Annotated in this window: 23 protein-coding genes and 1 riboswitch; of the genes, 11 read left to right on the top strand and 12 right to left on the bottom strand. The window is 71.9% G+C overall.

Features of this window, described 5'->3' with window-relative positions; all coding sequences use genetic code 11:
• Positions 1-23: 23 nt before the first annotated feature.
• From groL to thrC, 4 genes are all read right to left on the bottom strand, one after another.
• Positions 24-1,646 (bottom strand): chaperonin GroEL, encoded by a 1,623-nt coding sequence (gene groL, locus ABZY57_RS05650; RefSeq protein WP_250742428.1) that lies wholly within the window; start codon positions 1,644-1,646, stop codon positions 24-26.
• 368 nt (positions 1,647-2,014) lie between these two features.
• Entirely contained in the window at positions 2,015-2,221 is a 207-nt protein-coding gene (locus tag ABZY57_RS05645; protein ID WP_008743607.1) for a cold-shock protein, read from the bottom strand.
• Between the two features lie 405 nt (positions 2,222-2,626).
• On the bottom strand, positions 2,627-2,905 hold the full coding sequence (locus ABZY57_RS05640) for a MoaD/ThiS family protein (protein WP_266907411.1): 279 nt from the start codon (positions 2,903-2,905) through the stop codon (positions 2,627-2,629).
• A 73-nt stretch (positions 2,906-2,978) separates the two neighbouring features.
• On the bottom strand, positions 2,979-4,313 hold the full coding sequence (gene thrC, locus ABZY57_RS05635; RefSeq protein ID WP_356508436.1) for a threonine synthase: 1,335 nt from the start codon (positions 4,311-4,313) through the stop codon (positions 2,979-2,981).
• Positions 4,307-4,465, bottom strand: a riboswitch (SAM riboswitch). (Overlaps the previous gene by 7 nt.)
• Before the next feature lie 186 nt (positions 4,466-4,651).
• Here thrC and ABZY57_RS05630 point away from each other — a divergent pair.
• Genes ABZY57_RS05630 through ABZY57_RS05620 form a run of 3 tightly spaced genes read left to right on the top strand, consistent with a single transcriptional unit; the run spans position 4,652 to position 7,334 of the window.
• Positions 4,652-5,638: a glucosyl-3-phosphoglycerate synthase gene (locus ABZY57_RS05630; protein WP_356508508.1), complete on the top strand. Its 987-nt coding sequence runs from the start codon at positions 4,652-4,654 to the stop codon at positions 5,636-5,638.
• Complete coding sequence (locus ABZY57_RS05625; RefSeq protein ID WP_356508434.1) at positions 5,628-5,861, top strand: hypothetical protein; 234 nt, start codon at positions 5,628-5,630, stop codon at positions 5,859-5,861. Before ABZY57_RS05630 ends, ABZY57_RS05625 begins: the two co-directional genes overlap by 11 nt.
• Positions 5,862-5,870: 9 nt before the next feature.
• On the top strand, positions 5,871-7,334 hold the full coding sequence (locus tag ABZY57_RS05620; protein WP_356508432.1) for a trehalose-6-phosphate synthase: 1,464 nt from the start codon (positions 5,871-5,873) through the stop codon (positions 7,332-7,334).
• Between the two features lie 73 nt (positions 7,335-7,407).
• Here the strand turns inward: ABZY57_RS05620 and otsB are convergent, their stop codons facing one another.
• The 3 genes from otsB to ABZY57_RS05605 form a co-directional block, all read right to left on the bottom strand.
• Complete coding sequence (gene otsB, locus ABZY57_RS05615) at positions 7,408-8,268, bottom strand: trehalose-phosphatase (protein ID WP_356508430.1); 861 nt, start codon at positions 8,266-8,268, stop codon at positions 7,408-7,410.
• A 143-nt stretch (positions 8,269-8,411) separates the two neighbouring features.
• The gene (locus ABZY57_RS05610; protein ID WP_243339532.1) at positions 8,412-8,663 is read right to left on the bottom strand and encodes a DUF3263 domain-containing protein; all 252 of its coding nucleotides are present in this window, start codon (positions 8,661-8,663) and stop codon (positions 8,412-8,414) included.
• Positions 8,664-8,703: 40 nt separating this feature from the next.
• Positions 8,704-10,020, bottom strand: a complete 1,317-nt coding sequence (locus ABZY57_RS05605; RefSeq protein ID WP_356508428.1) for an extracellular solute-binding protein — start codon at positions 10,018-10,020, stop codon at positions 8,704-8,706.
• Between the two features lie 250 nt (positions 10,021-10,270).
• On the opposite strand from ABZY57_RS05605, the gene ABZY57_RS05600 reads away from it, so the two are divergent.
• The 3 genes from ABZY57_RS05600 to ABZY57_RS05590 all read left to right on the top strand — a co-directional run bounded on the left by ABZY57_RS05600 (position 10,271) and on the right by ABZY57_RS05590 (position 13,381).
• Positions 10,271-11,203, top strand: coding sequence for an ROK family protein (locus ABZY57_RS05600; RefSeq protein WP_356508506.1), 933 nt, complete (start codon positions 10,271-10,273; stop codon positions 11,201-11,203).
• The gene (gene nagA, locus ABZY57_RS05595; protein ID WP_356508426.1) at positions 11,203-12,369 is read left to right on the top strand and encodes an N-acetylglucosamine-6-phosphate deacetylase; all 1,167 of its coding nucleotides are present in this window, start codon (positions 11,203-11,205) and stop codon (positions 12,367-12,369) included. The genes ABZY57_RS05600 and nagA overlap by 1 nt, the downstream gene beginning before the upstream one ends.
• Before the next feature lie 91 nt (positions 12,370-12,460).
• Positions 12,461-13,381 (top strand): 1-phosphofructokinase family hexose kinase, encoded by a 921-nt coding sequence (locus tag ABZY57_RS05590; protein ID WP_356508424.1) that lies wholly within the window; start codon positions 12,461-12,463, stop codon positions 13,379-13,381.
• 33 nt (positions 13,382-13,414) lie between these two features.
• On the opposite strand, the gene ABZY57_RS05585 is transcribed toward ABZY57_RS05590, so the two are convergent.
• Entirely contained in the window at positions 13,415-14,449 is a 1,035-nt protein-coding gene (locus tag ABZY57_RS05585) for a carbohydrate-binding protein (RefSeq protein WP_356508422.1), read from the bottom strand.
• 68 nt (positions 14,450-14,517) lie between these two features.
• Positions 14,518-16,236, bottom strand: a complete 1,719-nt coding sequence (gene cdgB, locus ABZY57_RS05580; protein WP_356508420.1) for a diguanylate cyclase CdgB — start codon at positions 16,234-16,236, stop codon at positions 14,518-14,520.
• Positions 16,237-16,672: 436 nt separating this feature from the next.
• Here cdgB and ABZY57_RS05575 point away from each other — a divergent pair, with 436 nt between their 5' ends.
• Positions 16,673-17,158: a flavin reductase family protein gene (locus ABZY57_RS05575; protein WP_356508504.1), complete on the top strand. Its 486-nt coding sequence runs from the start codon at positions 16,673-16,675 to the stop codon at positions 17,156-17,158.
• Between the two features lie 124 nt (positions 17,159-17,282).
• On the opposite strand, the gene arfB is transcribed toward ABZY57_RS05575, so the two are convergent.
• On the bottom strand, positions 17,283-17,708 hold the full coding sequence (arfB, locus tag ABZY57_RS05570; protein ID WP_243339524.1) for an alternative ribosome rescue aminoacyl-tRNA hydrolase ArfB: 426 nt from the start codon (positions 17,706-17,708) through the stop codon (positions 17,283-17,285).
• 165 nt (positions 17,709-17,873) lie between these two features.
• On the opposite strand from arfB, the gene ABZY57_RS05565 reads away from it, so the two are divergent.
• Entirely contained in the window at positions 17,874-18,449 is a 576-nt protein-coding gene (locus ABZY57_RS05565; RefSeq protein ID WP_356508417.1) for a TerD family protein, read from the top strand.
• Between the two features lie 85 nt (positions 18,450-18,534).
• Complete coding sequence (locus ABZY57_RS05560; RefSeq protein ID WP_356508415.1) at positions 18,535-19,053, top strand: GNAT family N-acetyltransferase; 519 nt, start codon at positions 18,535-18,537, stop codon at positions 19,051-19,053.
• A 15-nt stretch (positions 19,054-19,068) separates the two neighbouring features.
• On the opposite strand, the gene ABZY57_RS05555 is transcribed toward ABZY57_RS05560, so the two are convergent.
• Both ABZY57_RS05555 and ABZY57_RS05550 read right to left on the bottom strand, forming a co-directional pair.
• Positions 19,069-20,526: a M1 family metallopeptidase gene (locus ABZY57_RS05555; protein ID WP_356508413.1), complete on the bottom strand. Its 1,458-nt coding sequence runs from the start codon at positions 20,524-20,526 to the stop codon at positions 19,069-19,071.
• A gap of 35 nt (positions 20,527-20,561) precedes the next feature.
• Complete coding sequence (locus ABZY57_RS05550; protein ID WP_356508411.1) at positions 20,562-21,110, bottom strand: heme-binding protein; 549 nt, start codon at positions 21,108-21,110, stop codon at positions 20,562-20,564.
• Positions 21,111-21,716: 606 nt separating this feature from the next.
• On the opposite strand from ABZY57_RS05550, the gene ABZY57_RS05545 reads away from it, so the two are divergent.
• Together ABZY57_RS05545 and ABZY57_RS05540 are read left to right on the top strand one after the other, a co-directional pair.
• On the top strand, positions 21,717-22,850 hold the full coding sequence (locus tag ABZY57_RS05545) for a sensor histidine kinase (protein WP_356508502.1): 1,134 nt from the start codon (positions 21,717-21,719) through the stop codon (positions 22,848-22,850).
• On the top strand, positions 22,847-23,563 hold the full coding sequence (locus tag ABZY57_RS05540) for a response regulator transcription factor (RefSeq protein WP_356508409.1): 717 nt from the start codon (positions 22,847-22,849) through the stop codon (positions 23,561-23,563). The genes ABZY57_RS05545 and ABZY57_RS05540 overlap by 4 nt, the downstream gene beginning before the upstream one ends.
• Positions 23,564-23,568 lie beyond the last annotated feature (5 nt).

Here is a 23,568-nt window from a genome sequence, read left to right as displayed (position 1 = left end):
TCGGGCCGGAGCCCGGGGGTGGATCAGAAGTCCATGTCGCCGCCCGGCATGCCGCCGCCGGCAGCGGCGCCGGCCTTCTCGGGCTTGTCGGCGATGACGGCCTCGGTGGTGAGGAAGAGAGCCGCGATCGACGCCGCGTTCTGCAGGGCAGAGCGGGTGACCTTCGCCGGGTCGATGATGCCCGACGCGATCATGTCGACGTACTCGCCGGTCGCGGCGTTCAGGCCCCAACCGATCTGCAGGTTGCGGACCTTCTCCACGACGACGCCACCCTCGAGACCACCGTTGACGGCGATCTGCTTGAGCGGGGCCTCCAGCGCGAGCTTGACGGCGTTGGCGCCGGTCGCCTCGTCGCCGGTGAGCTCCAGCTTGTCGAAGACCGAGGAGGCCTGCAGCAGGGCCACGCCGCCACCGGCGACGATGCCCTCTTCGACGGCCGCCTTCGCGTTGCGAACGGCGTCCTCGATGCGGTGCTTGCGCTCCTTGAGCTCGACCTCGGTCGCGGCTCCGGCCTTGATGACCGCAACACCGCCGGCGAGCTTCGCCAGGCGCTCCTGCAGCTTCTCGCGGTCGTAGTCCGAGTCGGAGTTCTCGATCTCGGCGCGGATCTGGTTGACGCGACCCTGGACCTGGTCGCTGTCACCGGCACCGTCGACGATGGTGGTCTCGTCCTTGGTGATGACGACCTTGCGGGCGCGGCCGAGCAGGTCGAGACCGGCGTTCTCGAGCTTGAGGCCGACCTCCTCGGAGATGACCGTGCCGCCCGTGAGGATGGCGATGTCGCCGAGCATGGCCTTGCGGCGGTCGCCGAAGCCCGGGGCCTTGACGGCGACGGACTTGAAGGTGCCGCGGATCTTGTTGACGACGAGGGTGGAGAGCGCCTCGCCCTCGACGTCCTCGGCGATGATCAGCAGCGGCTTGCCGGACTGCATGACCTTCTCCAGGAGCGGCAGCAGGTCCTTGACCGAGCCGATCTTGGAGTTGACGATCAGGATGTACGGGTCGTCGAGGGACGACTCCATGCGCTCCATGTCGGTGGCGAAGTACGCCGAGATGTAGCCCTTGTCGAAGCGCATGCCCTCGGTGAGCTCGAGCTCCAGGCCGAAGGTCTGCGACTCCTCGACCGTGATGACGCCTTCCTTGCCGACCTTGTCCATGGCCTCGGCGATGAGCTCGCCGATCTGGGTGTCGGCGGCGGAGATGGAGGCCGTCGAAGCGATCTGCTCCTTGGTCTCGACATCCTTGGCCTGCGCCAGCAGGGCGGCGGAGACGGCCTCGACGGCCTTCTCGATACCGCGCTTGAGGGCCATCGGGTTCGCACCGGCGGCCACGTTGCGCAGGCCCTCGCGGACGAGCGCCTGGGCGAGAACGGTGGCGGTGGTCGTACCGTCGCCGGCGACGTCGTCCGTCTTCTTGGCGACTTCCTTGACCAGCTCGGCGCCGATCTTCTCGTACGGGTCCTCGAGCTCGATCTCCTTGGCGATGGAGACACCATCGTTGGTGATCGTGGGGGCGCCCCACTTCTTCTCAAGGACGACGTTGCGACCCTTGGGGCCAAGGGTGACCTTGACGGCGTCGGCGAGCTGGTTCATCCCACGCTCGAGGCCGCGGCGGGCCTCCTCGTCGAACGCAATGATCTTGGCCATCTGAAGTGGTCCTCCCGGACAGCGGTGGATTGCTCCCGGACCGCGCCCGCGCCCGCGACGGACGGCCTGCGTGCCCGGCGGTTCCTTCCCACCGGACCCTGCGGGCCTCACCGACCCGGTCCTCGTTTAGTAGCACTCTCACCAGGAGAGTGCTAACGCCAATGATTAGCACTCGACCCCCCCGAGTGCAAGCTGCTTCGGGCAACCCGCGAGGAACACCCAGGCGCCGCAAGGCCGCCGGCGCCGCCACGCACGAGGGGCCCGCATCCCGTGTCCAGGATGTGGGCCCCTCGTACACATGCCGTTGTGCCGTCGTACGCGGCCGCTGTGCGTGGCCCCGTACGTGTCGGTGGTCGATCGCGGTCGGACTAGCCGGCGGCGAGCTTGACCATGTCCGCCTGCGGACCCTTCTGGCCCTGCGAGATCTCGAACTCGACCCGCTGACCCTCTTCAAGGGTGCGGTACCCGTCCATCTGGATGGCGCTGTAGTGGACGAACACATCCGCACCACCGTCGACCGCGATGAAGCCGTAGCCCTTCTCCGCGTTGAACCACTTGACGGTGCCCTGAGCCATGCCTAACTCCCCTATTACTGGCCCTTGCGCAGGACCGCACTTCGCGGTCCCGGGTCAGAACTTGCGCCGGAACGCCTCGACCGGGGCTGAATGTATCCGCACCGCTGCTGTCTGCAACAGGTCATTCCGATGAGAATTCTGGACATGCCAAAAGATTGAAATAGGGTGAAAACCCGGAATATTCCAGGGCAACTCGGGCCGGACAAAACCCACCAAGGACCCATAGCGCACTTGCATGTTGACTCAATGTCAACCCTCTCGCGGCCCGTTCATATGCGGCGGGCAAGAACAGCGGAGGGGACTTCCCCAACTCTACCGCGCCCAACCAAGCAGAATTGCCCCCTCCGTTTGGTAACGGAGGGGGCAATTCAGTTACTGCGTGGTCTTGCGAAGGCCGCGCGCGCCTCAGCAGCCGCCCGCGACGGCGGGGATGATCGAGATGCCCGCGCCGTCCGGCGTGGACGTCTGCAGCCCGCCCTCGAAGCGCACGTCGTCGTCGTTGACGTAGACGTTGACGAAGCGGCGCAGCTTGCCCTGGTCGTCGAGGACGCGCGCGGCGATGCCGGGGTGGCTGGCCTCCAGTGACTGGATGACCTCTTCGAGGGTCGCGCCCTCGGCGGGGACCTCGGCCTGGCCGCCGGTGTAGGTGCGCAGGATGGTGGGGATGCGGACGTTGACGCTCATGGCGCTACTGCCTTTCCGGTGTGCAGGGAGAGAGAGAAGGAGGCTGATCCGGCCCTGATGCGCCGGATGCCCCCTAGGCCAGGTTTGCGGCGCGGAACGCGTCCAGGCTCGGGCGGATGGTGGCGGTCTGGCCACCACCTTCGGCCACCGCCTCCAGGGTCTTGAGACCGTCACCGGTGTTCAGGACCACGGTGGTCAGCGTCGGGTCGAGCTGCCCGTTCTCGATGAGCTTCTTCGTCACGCCGACGGTCACGCCGCCCGCGGTCTCGGCGAAGATGCCCTCGGTCTGGGCGAGGAGCTTGATGGCCTCGACGACCTGGGTGTCGTTGACGTCCTCGACGTAGCCGCCGGTGCGGCGCGCGATGTCCAGGACGTACGGACCGTCCGCCGGGTTGCCGATGGCCAGCGACTTGGCGATGGTGTTCGGCTTCTGCGGGCGGACCACCTCGTGGCCGGCCTTGAAGGCCGTCGAGACGGGCGAGCAGCCCTCGGCCTGGGCGCCGAAGATCTTGTACGGCTTGTCCTCGACGAGGCCGAGCTTGACGAGCTCCTGCAGACCCTTGTCGATCTTCGTGAGCTGCGAGCCGGACGCGATCGGGATGACGATCTGGTCGGGCAGCTGCCAGCCGAGCTGCTCGCAGATCTCGTACGCCAGGGTCTTGGAGCCCTCGCCGTAGTACGGGCGCAGGTTGACGTTGACGAAGCCCCAGCCCTCGCCCAGCGGGTCGCCGATGAGCTCCGAGCAGAAGCGGTTGACGTCGTCGTAGTTGCCCTCGATGCCGACCAGGTCGCCACCGTAGACACCGGCCATGACGACCTTGCCCTGCTCCAGGTCGTGCGGGATGAACACGCAGGAGCGGAAGCCGGCGCGGGCGGCCGCGGCGCCGACGGCGCCGGCCAGGTTGCCGGTGGAGGAGCAGGAGAGGGTGGTGAAGCCGAAGGCGCGGGCGGCCTCGACGGCGATGGCCACGACGCGGTCCTTGAAGGAGTGCGTCGGGTTGCCGGAGTCGTCCTTGACGTACAGCTTGCCGGTGACGCCGAGCTCCTTGGCCAGGTTGGCCGCGTCCACGAGCTTGGTGAAGCCGGGGTTCAGGCTCGGCTTGGAGGCCACGTCCGCGGGGACGGGCAGCAGCGGCGCGTAGCGCCAGATGTTGTTCGGGCCGGCCTCGATGGCGGCGCGCAGGGCCTCCGGGTCGCCCAGGGGCAGCTCGTAGGCGACTTCGAGCGGTCCGAAGCACTCGGCGCAGGCGAAGATCGGGCCGAGCTCGAAGCGGGTACCGCACTCACGACAGGAAAGGCCGGTGGCGGGACCGAGATCGACAGAGGTGCCGGACGCGTTGTTCTCGACGGTTTCGGCAGAGGTTGCGACAGACTGTGCAGCCATGATGGCGAGGCCCTTTCTCCTCATCTTCCCCATGGCGCACTTCGCCATGAGACGGAATTGGCACCTTCCCTAGCCGGGGACCTCGCTGGCGGCGCTGGTGTGCGCGATCGCGAGAACCGACTGGAGGGTTGCCGGGGCTTCAACGGGCCGTGTCCCTCTGCCCCTCTGGATGAGCGGTATGGCACCGGCACACGCGCTCTATGGCGCGCCGGTGCGTTTGTACGCGGGGACCCCCGGCATGCGGTGGACCTTCGCGTTGTTCAAGACTGTAACCGAAGGCCCGGGTGGTTGAGACAGCCGTCCGAACCGCGAGATGGATCATATTTCGGTCCAAACCAGTGAAGAACCAAGGAGTGCTGAAGGTGCTGGAAGAGGTGGAGCGCTGGCTGGCAGACCGCTCCTGGTCAGCCGCCGACCGACCGCTCGGCCAGCTGCTTTCCGCCAAGCGGGCAGCGGGCACCACGGTGAGCGTGGTGCTGCCGGCGCTGAACGAGGAGGCGACGGTCGGCGAGATCGTCGAGGTGATCCGGCGCGATCTGATCGAGGGCCTGCCGGTGCCCCTGGTGGACGAGCTCGTCGTGATCGACTCGGGTTCCACGGACCGCACCGCGGAGGTCGCGGCCAAGGCGGGGGCCCGGGTGGTGCACCGTGACGAGGTCCTGCCGCGGATCCCGGCGCTGCCCGGCAAGGGCGAGGTGCTGTGGCGTTCGCTGCTGGTCACCACCGGGGACATCGTCTGCTTCGTGGACGCCGACCTGCGCGATTTCTCGGCCTCCTTCGTCTCCGGGATCGTCGGCCCGCTGCTGACCGATCCGGAGGTGCGGTTCGTCAAGGCCATGTACGACCGCCCCCTCGGCCCGGAGTTCAGCGACCCGGCCGCCCCGGCCTCCGCCAAGGCCCACGGCCAGGGCGGCCGGGTGACCGAGCTGGTGGCCCGCCCGCTGCTCAACCTCCACTGGCCGCAGCTGGCCGGCTTCGTCCAGCCGCTGGGCGGCGAGTACGCCGTACGCCGCGAACTGCTGGAGCGGCTGCCGTTCCCCGTGGGCTACGGGGTCGAGCTGGGCCTGCTGGTGGACGCGCTGCACACGGCCGGGCTGGACGCCCTGGCCCAGGTGGACGTGGGCGTCCGGCTGCACCGGCACCAGGACGGCCAGGCGCTGGGGCGGATGGCCGCCGCGATCTACCGCACGGCGCAGGTACGGCTCTCGCGCGGGCACCTCGTGCGCCCCGAGCTGACGCAGTTCGAGCGCGGCCCGCAGGGGTTCGTGCCGCACACCTACGCCGTGGACACCGAGGAGCGGCCGCCGATGCTGGACATCGAGGAGTACGCACGCCGTCGTGTGGCGTAGCACCCCGATCGTCCCGGCCCAGCCGCGACCGCTGCCCGTGGACGCGGGGGACGGCTTCAAGGACTCCCCGGGCGGGAACCCGGCCGACACCGGCTCCGACGGCCGGGCCCTTGGGCTGACGGGTACGGCAGGCGCCACGCCCACGGCACTCGGCGGTGTGGTCTTCCTCTCGGTCCGGCGGACGCGCAGGCGCCGACGTTTGACCGGCGCCGAGGCGGGCTAGGTTCGCCGCATGGCTTCCCAGGTGCTCGTCGCCGCGAATCGCGGCCCCCTCTCGTACGCCCTCGCCGCGGACGGCACGCTCAGTGCCCGCCGCGGCGGGGGCGGGCTCGTCTCCGGCCTCTCCACCGCGCTCGCCGAACAGCCGGGGGCGCTGTGGATCTGCGCGGCCCTGTCCGACGCGGACCGGGAGGCGGTGCGGCGCGGGGTCTCCGAGCCCGGCGTACGCATGCTGGCGATCGACCCCGAGGTGTACGACGGCGCGTACAACGGCATCGCGAACTCGGTGCTGTGGTTCCTCCACCACCACCTGTACGAGATCCCGCGCGAGCCGGTCTTCGACGCGGAGTTCCGTCGCCGCTGGGACTGCTACGTCGCGTACAACGAGGCCTTCGCGGCGGCCCTGGCGGAGGAGGCGGCCGAGGGCGCGACGGTCCTGATCCAGGACTACCACCTGGCCCTGGCCCCGGGAATGCTCCGGGAGCTGCGCCCCGACCTGCGGATCGGCCACTTCACGCACACGCCGTGGGCGTCCACGGACTTCCTGCGCATGCTCCCGGACGACGTCCGGACCCAGCTGGTGTGGGGGATGCTCGGGGCCGACCGCCTCGGCTTCCACACGTGGGAGTGGGCGTACAACTTCACCAACGCGGCGAACTTCGACGACGTGAGCGGTATCGCGCAGGCGCACTACCCTGCCGGAAGCCCGGAGCGCGGGGTGTGGCACCGCAAGGCGGCCGGCACCGGTACCGGGCCCGTGGAGCGCCGGTTCACCGAAGTGAACGCCTACCCCCTCGGCGTGGACGGGGACGAGCTGCGCGCGCTCGCCCACCGGCCGGAGGTGGACGACAAGCTGGCGGCGCTGCGGGCGGAGGTCGGCGGGCTGAAGACGATCGTCCGCGTGGACCGCACGGAGTTGTCGAAGAACATCCTGCGGGGGCTGCTGGCGTACCGGGAACTGCTGGTCACCCACCCCGAGTGGCGGGAGCGGGTGGTCCACCTGGCCTCCGCGTACCCGTCCCGGCAGGACCTTGCGGTGTACCGGGAGTACACCGAGTCGGTGGGGGAGCTGGCGGCGGCGGTCAACACGGAGTTCGGCACGGCCGACTGGCAGCCGGTACTGGTCTCCGTCGAGGACGACTTCGCGCGGTCGCTGGCGGCGTACCGGCTGGCGGACGTGGCACTGGTCAATCCCGTACGGGACGGCATGAACCTCGTCGCGAAGGAGATCCCTGTGGTGTCGGAGGCGGGGTGCGCGCTGGTGCTGTCCACCGGGGCGGGGGCGTACGAGGAGCTCCGGGCGGATGCGCTGACGGTGAGCCCGTACGACGTGACGGCCACGGCGGAGGCCCTGCACGCGGCCCTCTCCATGCCGGCGGCGGAGCGCGCGGACCGCACGAAGCGGCTGGCGGTGGCCGCCACGGCACTCCCCCCGACCCAGTGGCTCACGTCCCAGCTGGACGCCCTGCGCACCTGACCGCACCGCGGCGCGGGGCGAAGTCCCCGCCCGCCCTTCGCCCGTTCCCCGGGGCAGCGGTGCGGGCGGCGCGTCACGAAGGAGCGGCTGCGCCCAGCGCCGCGGCCAGCGCCGCCAGGAAGGCGACGACCTCCGACGGACCGGACAGCGTCAGGTCCGCACGGGCGGCGAGTTCCGGAACCTCCGCGGAGCCACTGCACACCAGCAGCCCCGGCATGCCCCCGGCCCGCAGCTTCTCCACCGCCGAGTACGCCGCGAGGTCCCCGAGGTCGTCCCCGGCGTAGAGCACGGCCTGTGCCCCCACCTCCGCGAGGTACTCCGTGAGGGCGACGCCCTTGTCCATTCCCGGCGGCCGCAGCTCCAGTACGGCCCGGCCCGGTTCGACCATCAGGCCGTGCCGGGCCGCCAGCCCCGCCAAGGGCTCCCGCAGGGCCTCGAAGGCCGCTTCCGGGTCTGCCGCGCGGCGGGTGTGGACGGCCAGCGCCTGGCCCTTCTCCTCGATCCAGGTTCCGCGCCACGCGCCGATCGCGTCCAGGAACCCGGGCAGCTCCGCCCGGACCGCCGCGACTCCCGCATGCTCGGCCGGAGCGTGCACGATGCCGCTCACTGCGTCCCAGCGCTCGGCCCCGTAGTGCCCGAGCACCACGAGGTGTTCGAGTCCCGGGACCCCGGCGAAGCCCCCGTAGCGGACGGCGACCCCGGCCGGCCTGCCGGTGACGACCGCGACGGAGCCGACCTCGGGGGCGAGGGCGGCGAGCGCGGGGACGGCTCCGGAGTGGGCCCGTGCCTGGTCCGGGTCGGGAACGATGTCGGCGAGGGTGCCGTCGAAGTCCAGGGCGACGACGGAGCGGCGCGGTGCGCGCAGGAGGGCTTCGAGTCCCTCCCGTCCGGCGGTGGTGACGGGCATCGGCAGATCGTGCGGATGGCTCCCCATACGCTCGACCCTAACGGGCCCGCCGGGCCACGGCTACGGCGCGTGCCCCGCGCATGGCACCGGGCCCCGGAACCGACGGCTGTGCAGGACACGGCACCGACCACGGCGCCGGTCCCCGCTGCCACCGCCGCCGCGGCCCGCCGCTACCGCCTCGCGCGCTGGGCCTCGCGGATGCGCCGCAGGCGGTTCACGGTGCCCGGGGCGTGCTGAAGTGCCCTGGGGTCGTCCATCAGCGCGTTGAGCAGCTGGTAGTACCGGACCGGGGGCATCCCCAGTCCCTCCCTTATGGCCCGCTCCTTGGCGCCCGGGCCGGGCCAGGTGCGGCCTTCGTAGGCCAGTACGGCCGCCTCGTCGGCGCTCAGCCCGGCCGGCGGCCTCTCGTCCGCGTCCGTCATACGGCCAGACTAGCTCCGCCCTCCGACAGCCCCGCTCCGATCAGCGGGGCTCCGCCTTGCGCCCGCCCTCCGCGATGTCCCCGAGGACCTTCTCGGGCTGGCCGCCCGGCTGCACGGCCTTGCCGATGTTCTTCTTGACGTCCTCGCTCACGGCCGCCCAGGACTTCTTGCCCACCGGGTACAGGCGCGCGTTGGGCAGCGCGCGCAGGAAGGTCTTCAGCTCCGCCGAGGAGGCGCCCGTGGAGGCCTCCATCGCCCGGGAGCCGCTGGTGGTGACCGGGAGCAGGTCGTACTTCTCGGTGAAGGCCGTGACGTTGTTCTCCTCGTACAGGAAGTCCAGGAACTTCCCCGACTGCGTCTGGTGGCCGGTCTTGAAGGCCATCACCCAGTCGGCGACTCCCATCGTCGGGTGGGACACCCCGTCGAAGGTCGGCATGGGGGTCATGCCGTACTTCACGCCCTTCGCGGCGGCCTGCTTGAGCAGCGTCGGGTGCCCGTTGAGCATGCCGACCTCGCCGCGCGAGAAGGAGTCGAAGGCGGCCTGGCGGTTCAGCTTGGCCGGTTCGACGGGGCCGGTCAGGCCCGCGCCGACGAGCTTGTCGCGCAGGAACTCCAGGGTGTTGACGTTGTCCGCGGAGTCGATCGAGTAGTTCTCTTCGTTGTCGGCGTAGCCGCCGCCGCCCGCGAGCAGCCACTGCATCGTCTCGGCCTGTGCCTCCTCGCGGCCCAGGGGCAGCGCGAGGGGCGTCGGGACTCCGGCCGCCTTGAGCTTCTTGGCGGCGGCCTCCAGCTCGGCCCAGCTCTTGGGCTGCCAGCGGGTCTTGCCGTCCTTGGGGATGATGCCGGCGTCGGCGAAGAGCTTCTCGTTGTAGAACATCAGCCGGGTGCTGGCCACGAAGGGCAGGCCGTACTGGTTGCGCCGGACCTTGCCCGCGTCGGCGAGCGGCGCGAGGAAGTCGGCCTCGGTGTTCACGGAGAGCAGCTCGTCGGCGGAGTACAGCTTGCCGTCGGCGGCATAGTCCGCGTAGGCGCCGATCTGGGCGATGTCGGGGGCCTCGCCGGCCTTGACCATCTCGGCGACCTTGGCGTCGACGTCGGACCAGGAGTAGACGTCGACCTGGACCTTGATGCCGGGGTTGCGCTTCTCGAAGGACGCGGCGAGGTCCTTCCAGTAGGGCTTGGAGGAGTTTTCCGGTTTGTCCCCGTAGTCGGCCGCCACGACCTTCAGGGTCACCTCGTTGTCCCCGGTGAGGCCCGGCACGGCGCCGCAGCCGGTCAGCGTCACGGTGGTCAGGCACAGTGCGAGGCCGGACGCGGCGAGGTTCAGCTTTCTGGCCTGGACAGTTCGCGCCTTCAAAGTTCTCGTTCCACCCCAGGTTGTTCCGTACGATTCGCGTAAAGGTCTACACCACTTTTGAGCCTGGTCAACATCCGGACCCAAACGTGCACACAGCCTGCACGCGCACATGCGTACGGACGCGCGTGCGGACCCGCGTACCGGCCCGCTCCCCGACGAAGGTCCCGAATTTGTATGGCCACTCAACAATCCCTCCCAGTGGACTAGACCTTTGCCCTCCGATCACGCGAGACTGTCACCCGTGAAACCCGTGAAACACGTCATCGCCCTCGATGTGGGCGGCACTGGGATGAAGGCCGCCCTCGTCGCCGCCGACGGCACCCTGCTCCACGAGGCGCGCCGCGCCACCGGCCGCGAGCGGGGCGCCGAAGCCGTCGTCGAGACGATCCAGGACTTCGCCGCCGAGCTCCTCGACCTCGGCCGGGAACGCTTCGCCACCACCGCCTCCGCGGCCGGCGTGGCCGTCCCCGGCATCGTCGACGCCGAGAACGGGATCGCCGTCTACGCGGCGAACCTGGGCTGGCGCGACGTCCCCATGCGCGAACTGCTCGGCAGACGCCTCGGCGGGATCCCGGTCGCCCTCGGCCACGACGTCCGCACGGGCGGACTCGCCGAAGGCCGCATCGGCGCGGGCCGCGGAGCCGACCGCTTCCTGTTCGTCCCCCTCGGCACCGGCATCGCCGGAGCCATCGGCATCGCCGGCCGCATCGAGGCCGGCGCGCACGGCTACGCCGGCGAGATCGGCCACATCGTGGTCCGTCCCGGCGGCCCCGCCTGCGGCTGCGGCCAGCGCGGCTGCCTGGAGACCCTCGCCTCCGCCTCCGCCGTCAGCCGTGCCTGGGCGGCCGCCTCCGGCGACCCCGACGCGGACGCCGCCGACTGCGCCAAGGCCGTCGAATCGGGTGACGAGCGCGCCCTCGCGGTCTGGCTCGCCGCCATCGGCGCCCTCGCAGACGGGCTGGTCACCGCGATCACCCTGCTGGACCCGCGCACGCTGATCATCGGTGGCGGGCTGGCCGAGGCCGGGGAAACCTTGTTCACACCACTACGGGCGGCCGTGGAGGAACGCGTGACGTTCCAGCGGCTGCCCCACATCGTTCCGGCGGCCCTCGGGGACACCGCCGGATGCCTGGGTGCAGGGCTGCTCGCCTGGGATCTACTCGCCACGGAGGTACCTGACTGATGTCCGGAAGCGCACATGTGGGCCGCAGCACCGTTCTCTCCGGCGCCGACGTGGTGCTGCCCACGGGCATCGTCAAGGGCGGACGTCTCATCGTCGACGGTGAGCGCATCGCCGGCAGCGCGGAGGAGAACGCGGCCGTCGTCGACCTCTCCGGGTGCCTGATCGTCCCCGGCTTCGTCGACATGCACAACCACGGCGGCGGCGGGGCCTCCTTCACCTCCGGCACCGCCGAGGAGGTGCTCAAGGGCGTACGGACCCACCGCGAGCACGGCACCACCACCCTGGTCGCCTCCACGGTCACCGGGGACCTGGACGAGCTGGCCCGCCGCGCCGGACTGCTCGCCGAGCTGACCCAGCAGGGCGACATCGCGGGCATCCACTTCGAGGGGCCCTTCATCAACCCCTGCCGCAAGGGCGCGCACAAGGAAGACCTCCTGCGCGACCCCGACCCGGCCGAGGTCCGCAAGCTGATCGACGCCTCGCACGGCGCCGCCCGCATGTTCACCCTCGCCACCGAACTCCCCGGCGGCCTGGACTCCGTACGGCTGCTCGCCGAGCACGGGGTCGTCGCGGCGATCGGCCACACGGACTCCACGTACGACCAGACGCTCGAGGCCATCGACGCCGGCGCGACCGTGGCCACCCACCTCTACAACGCGATGCCGGGCATGGAGCACCGCGCCCCCGGCCCCATCGCGGCCCTGCTGGAGGACGAGCGGGTCACCGTCGAGCTGATCAACGACGGCGTCCACCTGCACCCCGCCATGCTGGAGCTGGCCTTCCACCACGCGGGCGCGCACCGGGTGGCGCTGATCACCGACGCGATGGACGCGGCCGGCTTCGGCGACGGGACCTACCACCTCGGCCCGCTGGAGGTCGAGGTCAAGGAGGGCGTCGCGCGCCTCGTCGAGGGCGGCTCCATCGCGGGCTCCACCCTCACCCAGGACACCGCCTTCAAGCGGTCGGTCACCCTCGACAAGCTCCCCGTCGAGTCCGTGGTCCAGGCGATCTCCGCCAACCCGGCCAAGCTGATCGGCGTCTACGACCAGGTCGGCTCACTGGAGCCCGGCAAGTACGCGGACCTCGTCGTCCTCGACTCCGCCTTCGACGTCCGCGGCGTCATGCGGCGCGGCGCATGGATCGTGGACCCGCTCGCGGGCAACTGAGACGAGCCGCGGGAGCGGTCGGCCCGGGGTACTGGGCCGACCGCTCCTGCATTTGGCATGATCCCGGCACACACCGACACCGGGGCAAGCCATGATCCTTACCGTGACGCTCAACACCGCGCTCGACGTCACCTACCGCGTACCGCGCCTGCTCGCGCACGCCTCCCACCGCGTCACCGAGGTCACCGAACGCCCCGGCGGCAAAGGCCTCAACGTGGCCCGCGTGCTCGCCGCGATCGGCCACGAGGTCACCGCGACCGGCTTCGCCGGCGGCCCGACGGGAGCCCTCGTACGCGAGCTGCTCGCCGGCTCCCCCGGCGTCCGCGACGAACTGGTCCCCTGCGCGGCCACCACCCGGCGCACCCTGGCCGTCGTCGACGAAGCCTCCGGGGACACCACGCAGTTCAACGAACCCGGCCCGCTGATCACCGCCGCCGAGTGGTCCGCGTTCCTCACCCGCTACGGGGCCCTGCTGGCGGGCGGCGCCCGCGCGGTGGCCCTGTGCGGCAGCCTGCCCCCGGGCGTCCCCGTAGGGGCTTACGCGGCCCTCGTACGGACGGCCCGCGCGGCCGGCGTGCCCGTCCTCCTCGACACCAGCGGCGAGGCCCTGCGCCGCGGGGTCGCGGCCCGCCCCGACGTGATCAAACCGAACGCCGCCGAACTCGCCGAGCTGACCGGGTCCCGCGACCCGCTGCCCGCCACCCGCGACGCCCGCCGGCGCGGGGCCCACGCCGTGGTCACCTCGCTCGGCCCGGAGGGACTGCTCGCCGCCACCGCCCTGGGCACCTGGCGGGCGGCCCCGCCCCGCCCCCTCGCGGGCAACCCCACCGGCGCCGGCGACTCCGCGGTCGCGGGCCTGCTCTCGGCCCTCACCGAAGGCCTGGACTGGCCGGACCGCCTGACCCGGGCGGTGGCCCTCTCCGCGGCCACGGTCGCGTCCCCCACGGCGGGAGACTTCGACCCCCGCACCTACGAGGAGGTACGGGGGTCGGTGAAGGTCACGGCGGGCTAGGCCGGATGCCGAAGCGGGCAGCCGCCGGGCCGGTCAGCGCTTCTCAAGGACGAACTGGTCGATGACCGCCTCGCAGGAGTTGCCCGGCTCGCAGGAGATCTTGATGGTGTTCGTGCCCTGCTTGAGGTTCACGTAGGAGTAGGTGTTGGTCCAGCCCTTGTCCCAGGCGCCCTCGCCGGCCTTCGCGAAGTTCTTCATGTTGATCGGCCGGGTCTGCACTTCGCCGTTGATCGTCAGCGTCATGTTGGCGTCCTTGCCGGGCACGCCGTAGAACATCCGGAAGGTGTACTCGGCGGTCTTGGGGACGTCCAGCGTCCAGGTCACGGCGGCACCCGGCTTGTTGAACTGGCCCACGTACTGACCGCCCGAGCTCTTGGCCCCGGGCACCGTGCTCTCCAGCGCAGCGCCACCGCTGATCACCATGCCCGAGCCGCCCGCGTCGCCCTTGGGCAGCGGGGCGTCCGCCGGCGCGGAGCCGCTCGGCTGGCCCGAGGGGGTGTTCTGGGCGGGCGCGGACGGGCTCTGGCCCGTGTTCGCGGTGTTCTTGCCCTTGTCCTTGTCGTCGTCCTTGCCGAAGATCACGGCCGCGCCGATGCCGATCGCCACCGCGGCGACCACCGCGACGGCCGCGATGAGCATGCCCTTGCGGCTGGACCCGCCGCCGCCGTGCCCGCCTCCGTGGCCGCCACCGCGCCCGCCGCCGGAGCCCGGCAGCGGAACGGACTGGGTGTACTGCGGGGGCTGCTGCTGCGGCGGAACGCCGTAGCCGCCCGCCTGAAGCGCTTCGGGGGCCTGGTACTGCGCCTGGTAGGCCGGGGGCTGCTGCTGCGGCACCTGCCCGCGCGGGCCGCCGTAGGGCCGGTCACCGACCGTGCGGACCTGGTTGTACGAGGTCCGGGGCACACCCGGCTGACCGCCGGCCGTGGTTCCCGGGTAGCCGTACCCGCCGCCCTGCCCGGGCGGGGTGGCCCCCGCGGCCTGGCCGTCCTCGTAGAGGTAGCCGAACGGGTCGTCATCCTCGGGCTTGCTCGCCCCGTTGTTCGGGCCGTGGTTCGCGGGCGTCGTCATCGCAGGTCACTCCTTTCGACCCCGGGGAGCCTACCCCGAACAGGTGCGCCCACGGGCGGCCCGAGAGCTTACCCGGCCCGGCGGTGCGCCTTGGAACGGGAGCGCTTCTCGATGTACATGCGCTGGTCGGCCGAGCGCAGCACCTCGTCGGCCGACATGCCGCAGCTCGCCCAGCCGATCCCGAAACTCGCTCCTACGCGCACCGCGCGGCCGTCCACCCGGATCGGCGGGATGATGGCGTTGCGCAGCCGCACGGCGAGGTCGGCGGCGTCGGCGGCGCCCAGCCCGTCGGCGAGGACGACGAACTCGTCACCGCCCAGCCGGGCGACCGTGTCCCCGTCCCGGACGCCGGTCGTCAGCCGCCGGGCCACCTCGATCAGGACCGCGTCGCCGGTGTGGTGCCCGAACCGGTCGTTGATCGACTTGAACCCGTCGAGGTCGCAGAAGAGCACCGCGAGCCCCTTCGTACCGTCGTCGATGTCGGTCGCGGGCGCGACGGTGTGCACGTGGTGGTCGTACGGACCCCCCGCGGCCGAGCCGCCGGGGCCGCCCGTCCCCCCGGGGAACTCGAAGGGCTCGGGAAATCCCTCGGGCCGGAACCCGTGCTCGCCGTGCTCACCGTGTGCACCGTGTCCGGCGGTTCCCTCCACGGAGGGCCGGGTCTCGAAGGCGGCGTCCAGCGCCTCCACGGCGGTGGCGCGCACGGACTGCGGGCGGCGGCAGAGCCGGGCCCCCAGCCGTGAGCGCAGCTCGGCGCTGTTGGGCAGGCCGGTCAGCGAGTCGTGGCTGGCCCGGTGGGCGAGCTGCAGCTCGTGCCGCTTGCGTTCCTCGATGTCCTCGACGTGCGTGAGCAGGAAGCGCGGCCCGTCGGCGGCGTCGGCGACGACGGAGTTGCGCAGCGACACCCAGACGTACGTGCCGTCGCGCCGGCCGAGTCTGAGCTCGGCGCGGCCGCCCTCGGCGGAGGTGCGCAGCAGGGTGCCGATGTCCTCGGGGTGCACGAGGTCGGAGAAGGAGTAGCGGCGCAGCACGGAGGCGGGCCGCCCCAGCAGCCGGCACAGCGCGTCGTTGGTGCGCAGCAGGCGGCCGTGCTGGTCGCCGCCCATCTCGGCGATGGCCATGCCGCTCGGCGCGTACTCGAATGCCTGGCGGAACGACTCCTCACTGGCGCGCAGGGCCTGCTGCTCGCGTTCGAGGCGGACCAGGGCCCGCTGCATGTTCGCGCGGAGCCGGGCGTTGCTGATGGCAATCGCGGCCTGGAAGGCGTACATCTGGAGCGCTTCGCGTCCCCAGGCGCCGGGCCGGCGGCCGTTGCGCGGGCGGTCCACGGAGACCACGCCGAGCAGTTCGCCGCCGGAGGCGTACATGGGGGCGTAGAGACGGTCCTCGGGGTGCCACTCGTCCTCGAACCGCGGGTCGGGGCCCTCGGTGTGCCACTGCGGGACGTCGTCCTCGACGAGGACCCAGCCCTCGGTGTGCGGGATGAAGCGCAGTCCGTCCCAGTTCTCGCCCATGGTCAGGCGGCGTTCCCAGGAGGCGCGCGAGCCGACGCGGCCGGTGATCAGGGCTTCGGCGGCGGGGTCTCCCGCGAAGGCGGCGACGACCAGATCACCGTCGGGGCGAACGAGGTTGACGCAGGCGAGTTCGTAGCCGAGGCCGACGACGATGCCGTCCACGACGGTCTGCAGGGTGTCCGCCAGGCTCCGGGCCGTATTGAGCTCGGCCACCACCCGGTGCAGCTGCCGCAGGGTCGCAAGACGGACGTACGGCTCCGACTCGGTCTCCATTGCTCGCTCTCCCCGAGACCTCGACAGCAACTCCAGGTTTGTCATCGGCGCTTCGTTGCGGTGTCCCGTCCACTGAATCACAGTGAGCTGTGCGGCAGGTACACAGGGTCAACAAATCTTGCTCTCTGTGACTCAAGTCACATGAGATGAATAACGGTGCCCGCTCCGCCTCCCCGCGCGGGTTCATTCCGGCCGGTTCGCCCGAAACGTTCCCGGAAGCAAACGCCACGCCCGGACCCGGGGCGGCCCCGGCAGCTCGGGGCGGTCCAGGGCGGCGTAGGTCGACAGGCGGGGGCCCACCCGGGACCTCCGCCCGATGCGCCGCGCGCGGGGTGACAGTAGCGTCCGGACCGTGCCCCCAACGACCCCCGTGACACCACTTTCCACCGTCGCACCCCATGCTGAGGGGGTGAGCAACGACGAGTTCCGGGCCGCGATGTCCCGTCTGGCGGCGGGCGTGTGCCTGATCACCGCACAGGAACCCCCGCTGTCGGCCGGCGGAGCGCGTGGCGAGGACGTCGGCATGACGGCGACCGCCTTCTTGTCCGTGTCCCTGGATCCGCCCCTGGTCCTCGTCAGCGTGCGCGAAGGCTCCCGGATGGACGATCTGCTGGCCGAGCAGCCCCTGTGGTCGGTGTCGGTGCTCGCCGACCACCAGCTCCAGATCGCGAGCCGGTTCTCGATGAAGAACCGCATCAGCGACCGGCTGCTCTTCGCGGACCTCGCCTACACGCGCGGCGGCATCTCCGGCGCCCCGCTGCTCTCGGGGGCCCTGGCCACCCTGGAGTGCCGTACGGAGAACCGCGTCGAGGCGGGCGACCACACCCTGGTCATCGGCCACGTCCTCACCGCCACCCAGCCGGCGCCGGACTCCCCGCCGCTGACGTACTTCCGGGGCCGCTACCGGCACCTGGCGCCCTGATCCCGAGAGGGCGGGGGCAGCCCCTGTCACAGGTCCCGCGGCGTCACACGTCCCGCGGTCACACCTCCCGCGGCGTCGCACGTCCCGCGGTCACACCTCCCGCGGCGTCACCGGTCCCACGGCCTCACCAGTCCCGGGCGTTGCGGCCCCGCTTGGTCTCGCCGCGGGCCTTCTTCTCGCGCAGCCGCCGCTCGTTGATGCCGCGGGGGATCTTCGTCGCCCGGCGCGCCTTCGGCGGCGGCGCCGTGGCCTCCGCCAGCAGCGCGGTCAGCCGGACCAGCGCCATCTCCCGGTTGCGGAACTGCGAGCGGTGCTCGGAGGCCCGTACGGTCACCACCCCGTCGACCAGCCGGGACGCGAGGCGCTCCAGCGCCCGCTCCTTCCACACGTCGGGCAGCGACTTCGTCGCCGCGACGTCGAAGAGGAGCTCCACGCGCGAGTCCGAGGTGTTCACGTGCTGGCCGCCCGGCCCGGAGGACCGCGAAAAGCGCCAGGCGAGCTCGCCCTCGGGGAGCACGACCGAACCGCGGATGACATAGGGACCAGGCATGCCCCCTATGATCCGTGCCCGCCGGGGCTCCGTCACCCGCATTTCCCCGATCGCGGAACCTTGCGCCCCTCTCCCCGCGTTATGGAGGTCAGCGGTAACTTGGGCATCCTCACGGTCGATACGACAAGTGAGACCAAGTGAGACTAGGAAGGGACACCAGTCACCATGGCAGTAAGCCTCTCCAAGGGCGGAAACGTCTCGCTCAGCAAGGAGGCCCCGGGCCTCGCGGCGGTCACCGTCGGCCTCGGCTGGGACACCCGGACGACCACCGGTGTCGACTTCGACCTGGACGCCTCCGCCATCGCGGTCAACGCGCAGGGCAAGGTCGTCTCCGACGGCCACTTCGTCTTCTTCAACAACAAGTCCACCCCGGACCAGACCATCGTCCACACCGGTGACAACCGCACCGGCGAGGGCGCGGGCGACGACGAGGCCATCAACGTCAACCTCGCGGGCCTGCCCGCCGACGTCGACAAGATCGTCTTCCCGGTCTCCATCTACGACGCCGAGACCCGCAGCCAGAACTTCGGCCAGGTCCGCAACGCCTACATCCGCGTCGTGAACCAGGCCGGCGGCACCGAGATCGCCCGCTACGACCTCTCCGAGGACGCGGCGACCGAGACCGCCATGGTCTTCGGCGAGCTCTACCGCAACGGTGCCGAGTGGAAGTTCCGCGCCGTCGGCCAGGGTTACGCCTCCGGCCTGACCGGCATCGCCCAGGACTTCGGCGTCAACGTCTGATCCTGAGTGCCCGCGTCCACGGGCGCGTCTTTGCTGGAGCCCCCTCCCGGCCGTCCGGGGAGGGGGCTTCGCTACCGTTCGGTACGTGATCCTCCTGCCGCTCGCTCCCGTCGAGGACGGCGCCCTCCCGGGCCCGGTCCTCACCGAAATCGCCACGCTCTACGCGACCAACCACGCGTTCTTCGAGCTCAGCGGCGATTTCCCCGACCCCGGCCGCATCACGGTCGAGCAGGTCGCCGCCGCCCTCGCCGACGAGCTCGCCCACGAGGGCGCCGAGGTGCTCCTCGCCCGCTCCGCCGGACGCCTCGTAGGCCTGGCCGCCACCCTCGCCCACCACCCCGATCCGGCGTCCGAGGACCCCGACCCGTGGATCGGCCTCCTGCTCATCGACGCCACCGCGCACCGCGAGGGATACGGCCGCGCCGTGGTCGCCCTGGTCGAGGACCGCTTCCGCGCCGCCGGACGCACCGGTGTACGGCTCGCCGTGCTCGACGGCAACGAGAAGGGCCTCGCCTTCTGGCAGTCCCAGGGCTACGCCATCCTGCGCCGGGGTGCCGACCGCGAGGCGGGCCGCCCCTGCACGATCCTGCGCAAGGCGCTGTAGACCGGACGACGGCTCCTACGGCGTATCCGACGCCTTCGGTGCCTCCGGTGCCTCCGGTGCCTCCGGGCGGTCCTTCCCGTACAGCCACACGTCCCAGACCTCCGTCAGGTCACGGCCCGTCCTCTTCTCCGCGTAGGCGGTGAAATCGGCCGTGCTCACGTTCCCGTGCCGGTGGTCGGCGGCCCAGCCGCGCACGAGGGCGAAGAACTTCTCGTCGCCGACCTCCTGCCGGACCCGGTGCAGGACCATCGCCCCGCGCCCGTACACCGGGGACCCGGAGATCTCCTCCGGGCTCCGCGGGGCGGCCGGCGGGAAGGCGTCCCAGTCCGAGCCCGCCTCGCCGTCGACGTCGGTGTCCCCGGCGACGTAGGCGTCGAAGCGCTGCTGCGCGCTCGGCCCGCCGTGGTCCTCCGACCACAGCCACTCGGCGTAGGTCGCGAAACCCTCGTTGAGCCACATGTCCTTCCAGGACTTCGGCGACACCGAGTTCCCGAACCACTGGTGCGCCAGTTCGTGCAGCACCAGCTCCTGGCTGCCGGGCGCCCCGGAGAACACCGGCCGGGTCTGCGTCTCCAGCGCGTAGCCGAGGCTGCGCGCGGGCAGCACGATCGCCCCGGTCGTGGAGAACGGGTACGGGCCGAACCGCTTGACGCCCCACTCCACCATCTCGGGCAGCCGCGCGAGCGCGGCCCCGCTCGCCGCCTCCTCGCCGGGCGCCACCACCGTGTAGACGGGGATCCCGGAGGCGGTCCGCCCGGTCGTCACCTCGAACTTCCCGACGGCCACGGTCGCCAGGTAGCTCGCCATCGGCTCCGCGGAGTGCCAGGCGAACGCCGTCCGCCCGTCGTCCTCCTCCGTACGGGAACGCAGCTCGCCGTTGGACACGGCCTCGTACCCCCCGGGGACGGTCACCGTGACGTCGTACGTGGCCTTGTCGCTCGGGTGGTGGTTCCCCGGGAACCAGGCCATCGACCCGACGGGTTCGCCGACACCGACCGCGCCCTTGCCGTCCGGGGTGACGATCCACCCCTCCTCGGACCCGTCGGGGTCGGTGAGCGTCCTGGGCCGGCCGGAGTAGTCGACCTCCGTACGGAAGACCTCTCCCCGCTCCAGGTCCTCGGCGGGGCGCACCGTCAGCTCGTTGCCGGTGCGGTTGAAGCGGGCCCCCTCGCCCTGCACGCTCACCGACTCCACCTCGAGTCCGCTGAGATCGAGATTGAAGGAGCTGAGCCCCTGCTCCGCACGGGCGGTGATCACGGCGGTGGCGTCCAGCCGCCCGTCGGCCGGGTCGTAGTCGAGGTCCAGGGAGTAGTGCTCGACCTGGTAACCGCCGTTGCCGGCCTTGGGGAAGAACGGGTCACGGACCCCCGACGCACCCGGCCGCCCCTGCACCGTCTCCCCCGTGCAGCCCGTGAGGGCGAGCAGGATGGCGACGGCAGGAGCGGCGAGGCGGGAGAGCAGGCGGTGGTCCACGCGTTCGAGACTACGTCCCCCGACGCGTGTCCTCGCTACTTGGCGAGGGCGTCCACGCCCGCCTTGGCGAACTTCTCGTCCAGGTCACCGCTCGGGGCGCCGGCCACACCGATGCCCGCGACCGGGGCGCCCTCGGCCTGGACGGGGGCGCCGCCACCGAGGAAGAGGGTGCCGGGGATGTCCTTCAGGTTCGGGGTCTGCGCGAGACGGCCGGCGAGCACCGAGGTCGGGGCGTTCCAGGACACGGCGGTGAAGGCCTTGCGCTGCGCCGACTCGTAGGACTGCGGGCCGGCGCCGTCGCCGCGGAGGGTGACGATGGTGTTGCCGTTGCGGTCGACGACCGCGACGGTCACCCTCTGGTTCTCCTGCTCGGCGGCGTCCAGCGCGGCCTGGGCGGCGCGGGTGGCGGCGTCGATGGTCAGGTGCGTGGAGGTGGTGAAGTTCTTCTTGTCGCCGTCCTTCTTCGCAACCGCGGCGGCAGGGGCGGAGGCCGGAGCGGCGTTGGCGCTGACCGCGCCGAAGGCTCCGGCGCCGAGGGCGACGGCGACGGCGGTACCGGTGAGAACGCGGGTGCGGGTCTTCATGTCTGCTGCTCCTGTGAACGTCGGCACGGCGGGCTGTCCTGCCGTTGCTCCCAGCCTCTCCCGCCCACCCCCGCCACCCCGTCCCCGTACCGGCTCCCAACCCGCCGCCCACCGGTTGATGCCGCCATCAACCGATCGGCTGATGCGCCCTGCCCCCACCGGGGGCTTACCTGTACCCCCGGCCCCCTCCAAGACGGGGCTCACCCCACCCGGCCGTCGGGCGTTGCGGACCGGGCTCACCCCACCCGGCCGACCGGCGTTGAGGACCGGGCTCACCCCGTCCAGCCGTCCGGCGTTCGAGGACCGGGGTCCGGGACGCAGCCCCGCAAGCCCCGGGCGCAGCCCGGGCACCGACGGGTCGGGGCGGAGCCCTGGGAACGGTGGAAGGGTGGGGAGGGGACGGCCCCGCGCAGCGCCCCCACCCCCGCCCCACTCCCCCGGCACCATGGACACCCGCACCACCCCACCCAGGAGCACCCCGTGACCAGCGCGACCCACCCGAGCCCGGCACCCCCGCCGAGCCCGCCCGGCCCGGCGCGGCCCCCGGGCCCGCCGAGCCCGGGAACCACCCCACCCCGTCAGGACACCCGCGCCCTCGCCACGGTCATGCACACCGCCTTCTTCCTCCTCCTGGGCGCCTCCGTGGCCCGCTTCCTCCTCCGCCACCCCGACGAACCCCGCACCCCGTGGATCATCGCCCTCGGCATCGCCCTGGCCCTGCTCTACGTACTCGGCCCCGCCCTGGGCGCCGCCCCCACCCTGCGCCGCCTCCTGTGGCTCGGTCTGGTCGTCGCCGTCTGGGTGGTGCTCGTCGTCCTCGCGCCGAGCTTCGCCTGGTGCGCCGTACCGCTCTTCTACACGGCCCTGCGCACCCTCCCGCCCCGCGCGGCCGTCGTCCTCGTGGCCCTGCTGACCGTGTTCGTCGTAGCGGCGCAGCTCCGCCTCGCCCAGGCCTCCGGCTCCGAGCCCTTCGACCCCAACCTGCTCCTCGCCCCGCCCGCCGTCGCCGCGCTCGCCACCGCCGTCTTCGTCCACATGGAGCGTCAGGCGGCGGCCCAGCGCACCCTGATCGACGACCTGATCCGCACCCGCCGGGAACTGGCCGCCACCGAACGCCGCGCCGGCACCCTCGCCGAACGCCAACGCCTCTCGATGGAGATCCACGACACCCTGGCCCAGCACCTGTCCAGCCAGCAGATGCTCCTCCAGGCCGCCGAACGCACCTGGGACACCGACCCGGGCACCGCCCGCGCCCACGTCCGTACCGCCACCGAGATCACCGCCCGCGGCCTCGCCGAGGCCCGCCGCCTGGTGCACGACCTCGCGCCGCCCGAACTCGCCGAGGGCGCCGGCCTCCCGGACGCCCTGCGCGCGCTGGACGCCGGCCCGGACATCGAGGTCCGCTTCCACCTGGAGGGCGCGCCGGTCCCCCTCCCCGACCGGGCGGAGCAGGCGCTGCTGCGCATCGCGCAGGGCGCGCTGGCGAACGTACGGGAGCACTCGGGGGCCCGTACCGCGGCCCTCACCCTGAGCTTCCTGGGCGACCAGGTCGTCCTGGACGTCGCCGACGACGGCCACGGCTTCGTCCGGATCCGGCCCGCCCCCGCCGCGGAACGCGGCCACGGCCTCCCGGCGATGCGCGCCCGCGTCCGCCAGCTCGGTGGCACCCTGACCATAGAATCCACCGCGGGCGAGGGCACGGTCCTGTCGGCGTCGATCCCCCTGGAGCCCACCCCATGACCACGAACGAGAACCCGGCCGCCAACCCCGCCCCCGCGCCCACGGACGTGCCCACGCACGCGCCCTCGGACGCGCCCTCGGACACCAAGAAGGCGACCACGATCCTCCTCTGCGACGACCACGTCGTGGTCCGCGCCGGCCTGCTGGCCCTGCTCGGCAGCGAGCCGGACATCGAGGTGCTCGGCGAGGCGGGCAGCGGCGAGGAGGCGGTCGCGCTCGCGGCCAAGCTCCGGCCCGACGTGGTCCTCATGGACCTCCAGCTCGGTGAGGGCATCGACGGCGTGGAAGCCACCCGCCGCATCACCGCCGCCCCGAACCCCCCGCACGTCCTGGTCCTGACCACGTACGACACCGACGCGGACATCACCCGGGCCATCGGCGCGGGCGCCACGGGCTACCTCCTGAAGGCGGAGCGCCCGGAGGAGCTGTTCGCCGCGATCCACTCCGCCGCCCAGGGCCGCACCACGCTCTCCGCCCCCGTGGCCAGCCGCGTCATGGCCCATATGCGGGGCACCCAGCCCACGCTGACCGACCGTGAGCTCGACATCCTCGGCCAGCTCGCCCACGGCCTCGGCAACCGCGACATCGCCCGCGCCCTGTTCATCAGCGAGGCCACGGTCAAGACCCACCTGGGCCGCATCTACGACAAGCTCGGCGTCGACACCCGCGCGGGCGCGGTCTCGGTGGCCAAGGAGCAGCGCCTCCTTCCCTGAGGCGG

This window comes from Streptomyces sp. NPDC006450 (assembly GCF_040612195.1).
Lineage (GTDB): Bacteria > Actinomycetota > Actinomycetes > Streptomycetales > Streptomycetaceae > Streptomyces.
Note: the sequence above shows the minus strand (reverse complement) of the source record. Positions and strands in the feature narration are given on the sequence as shown.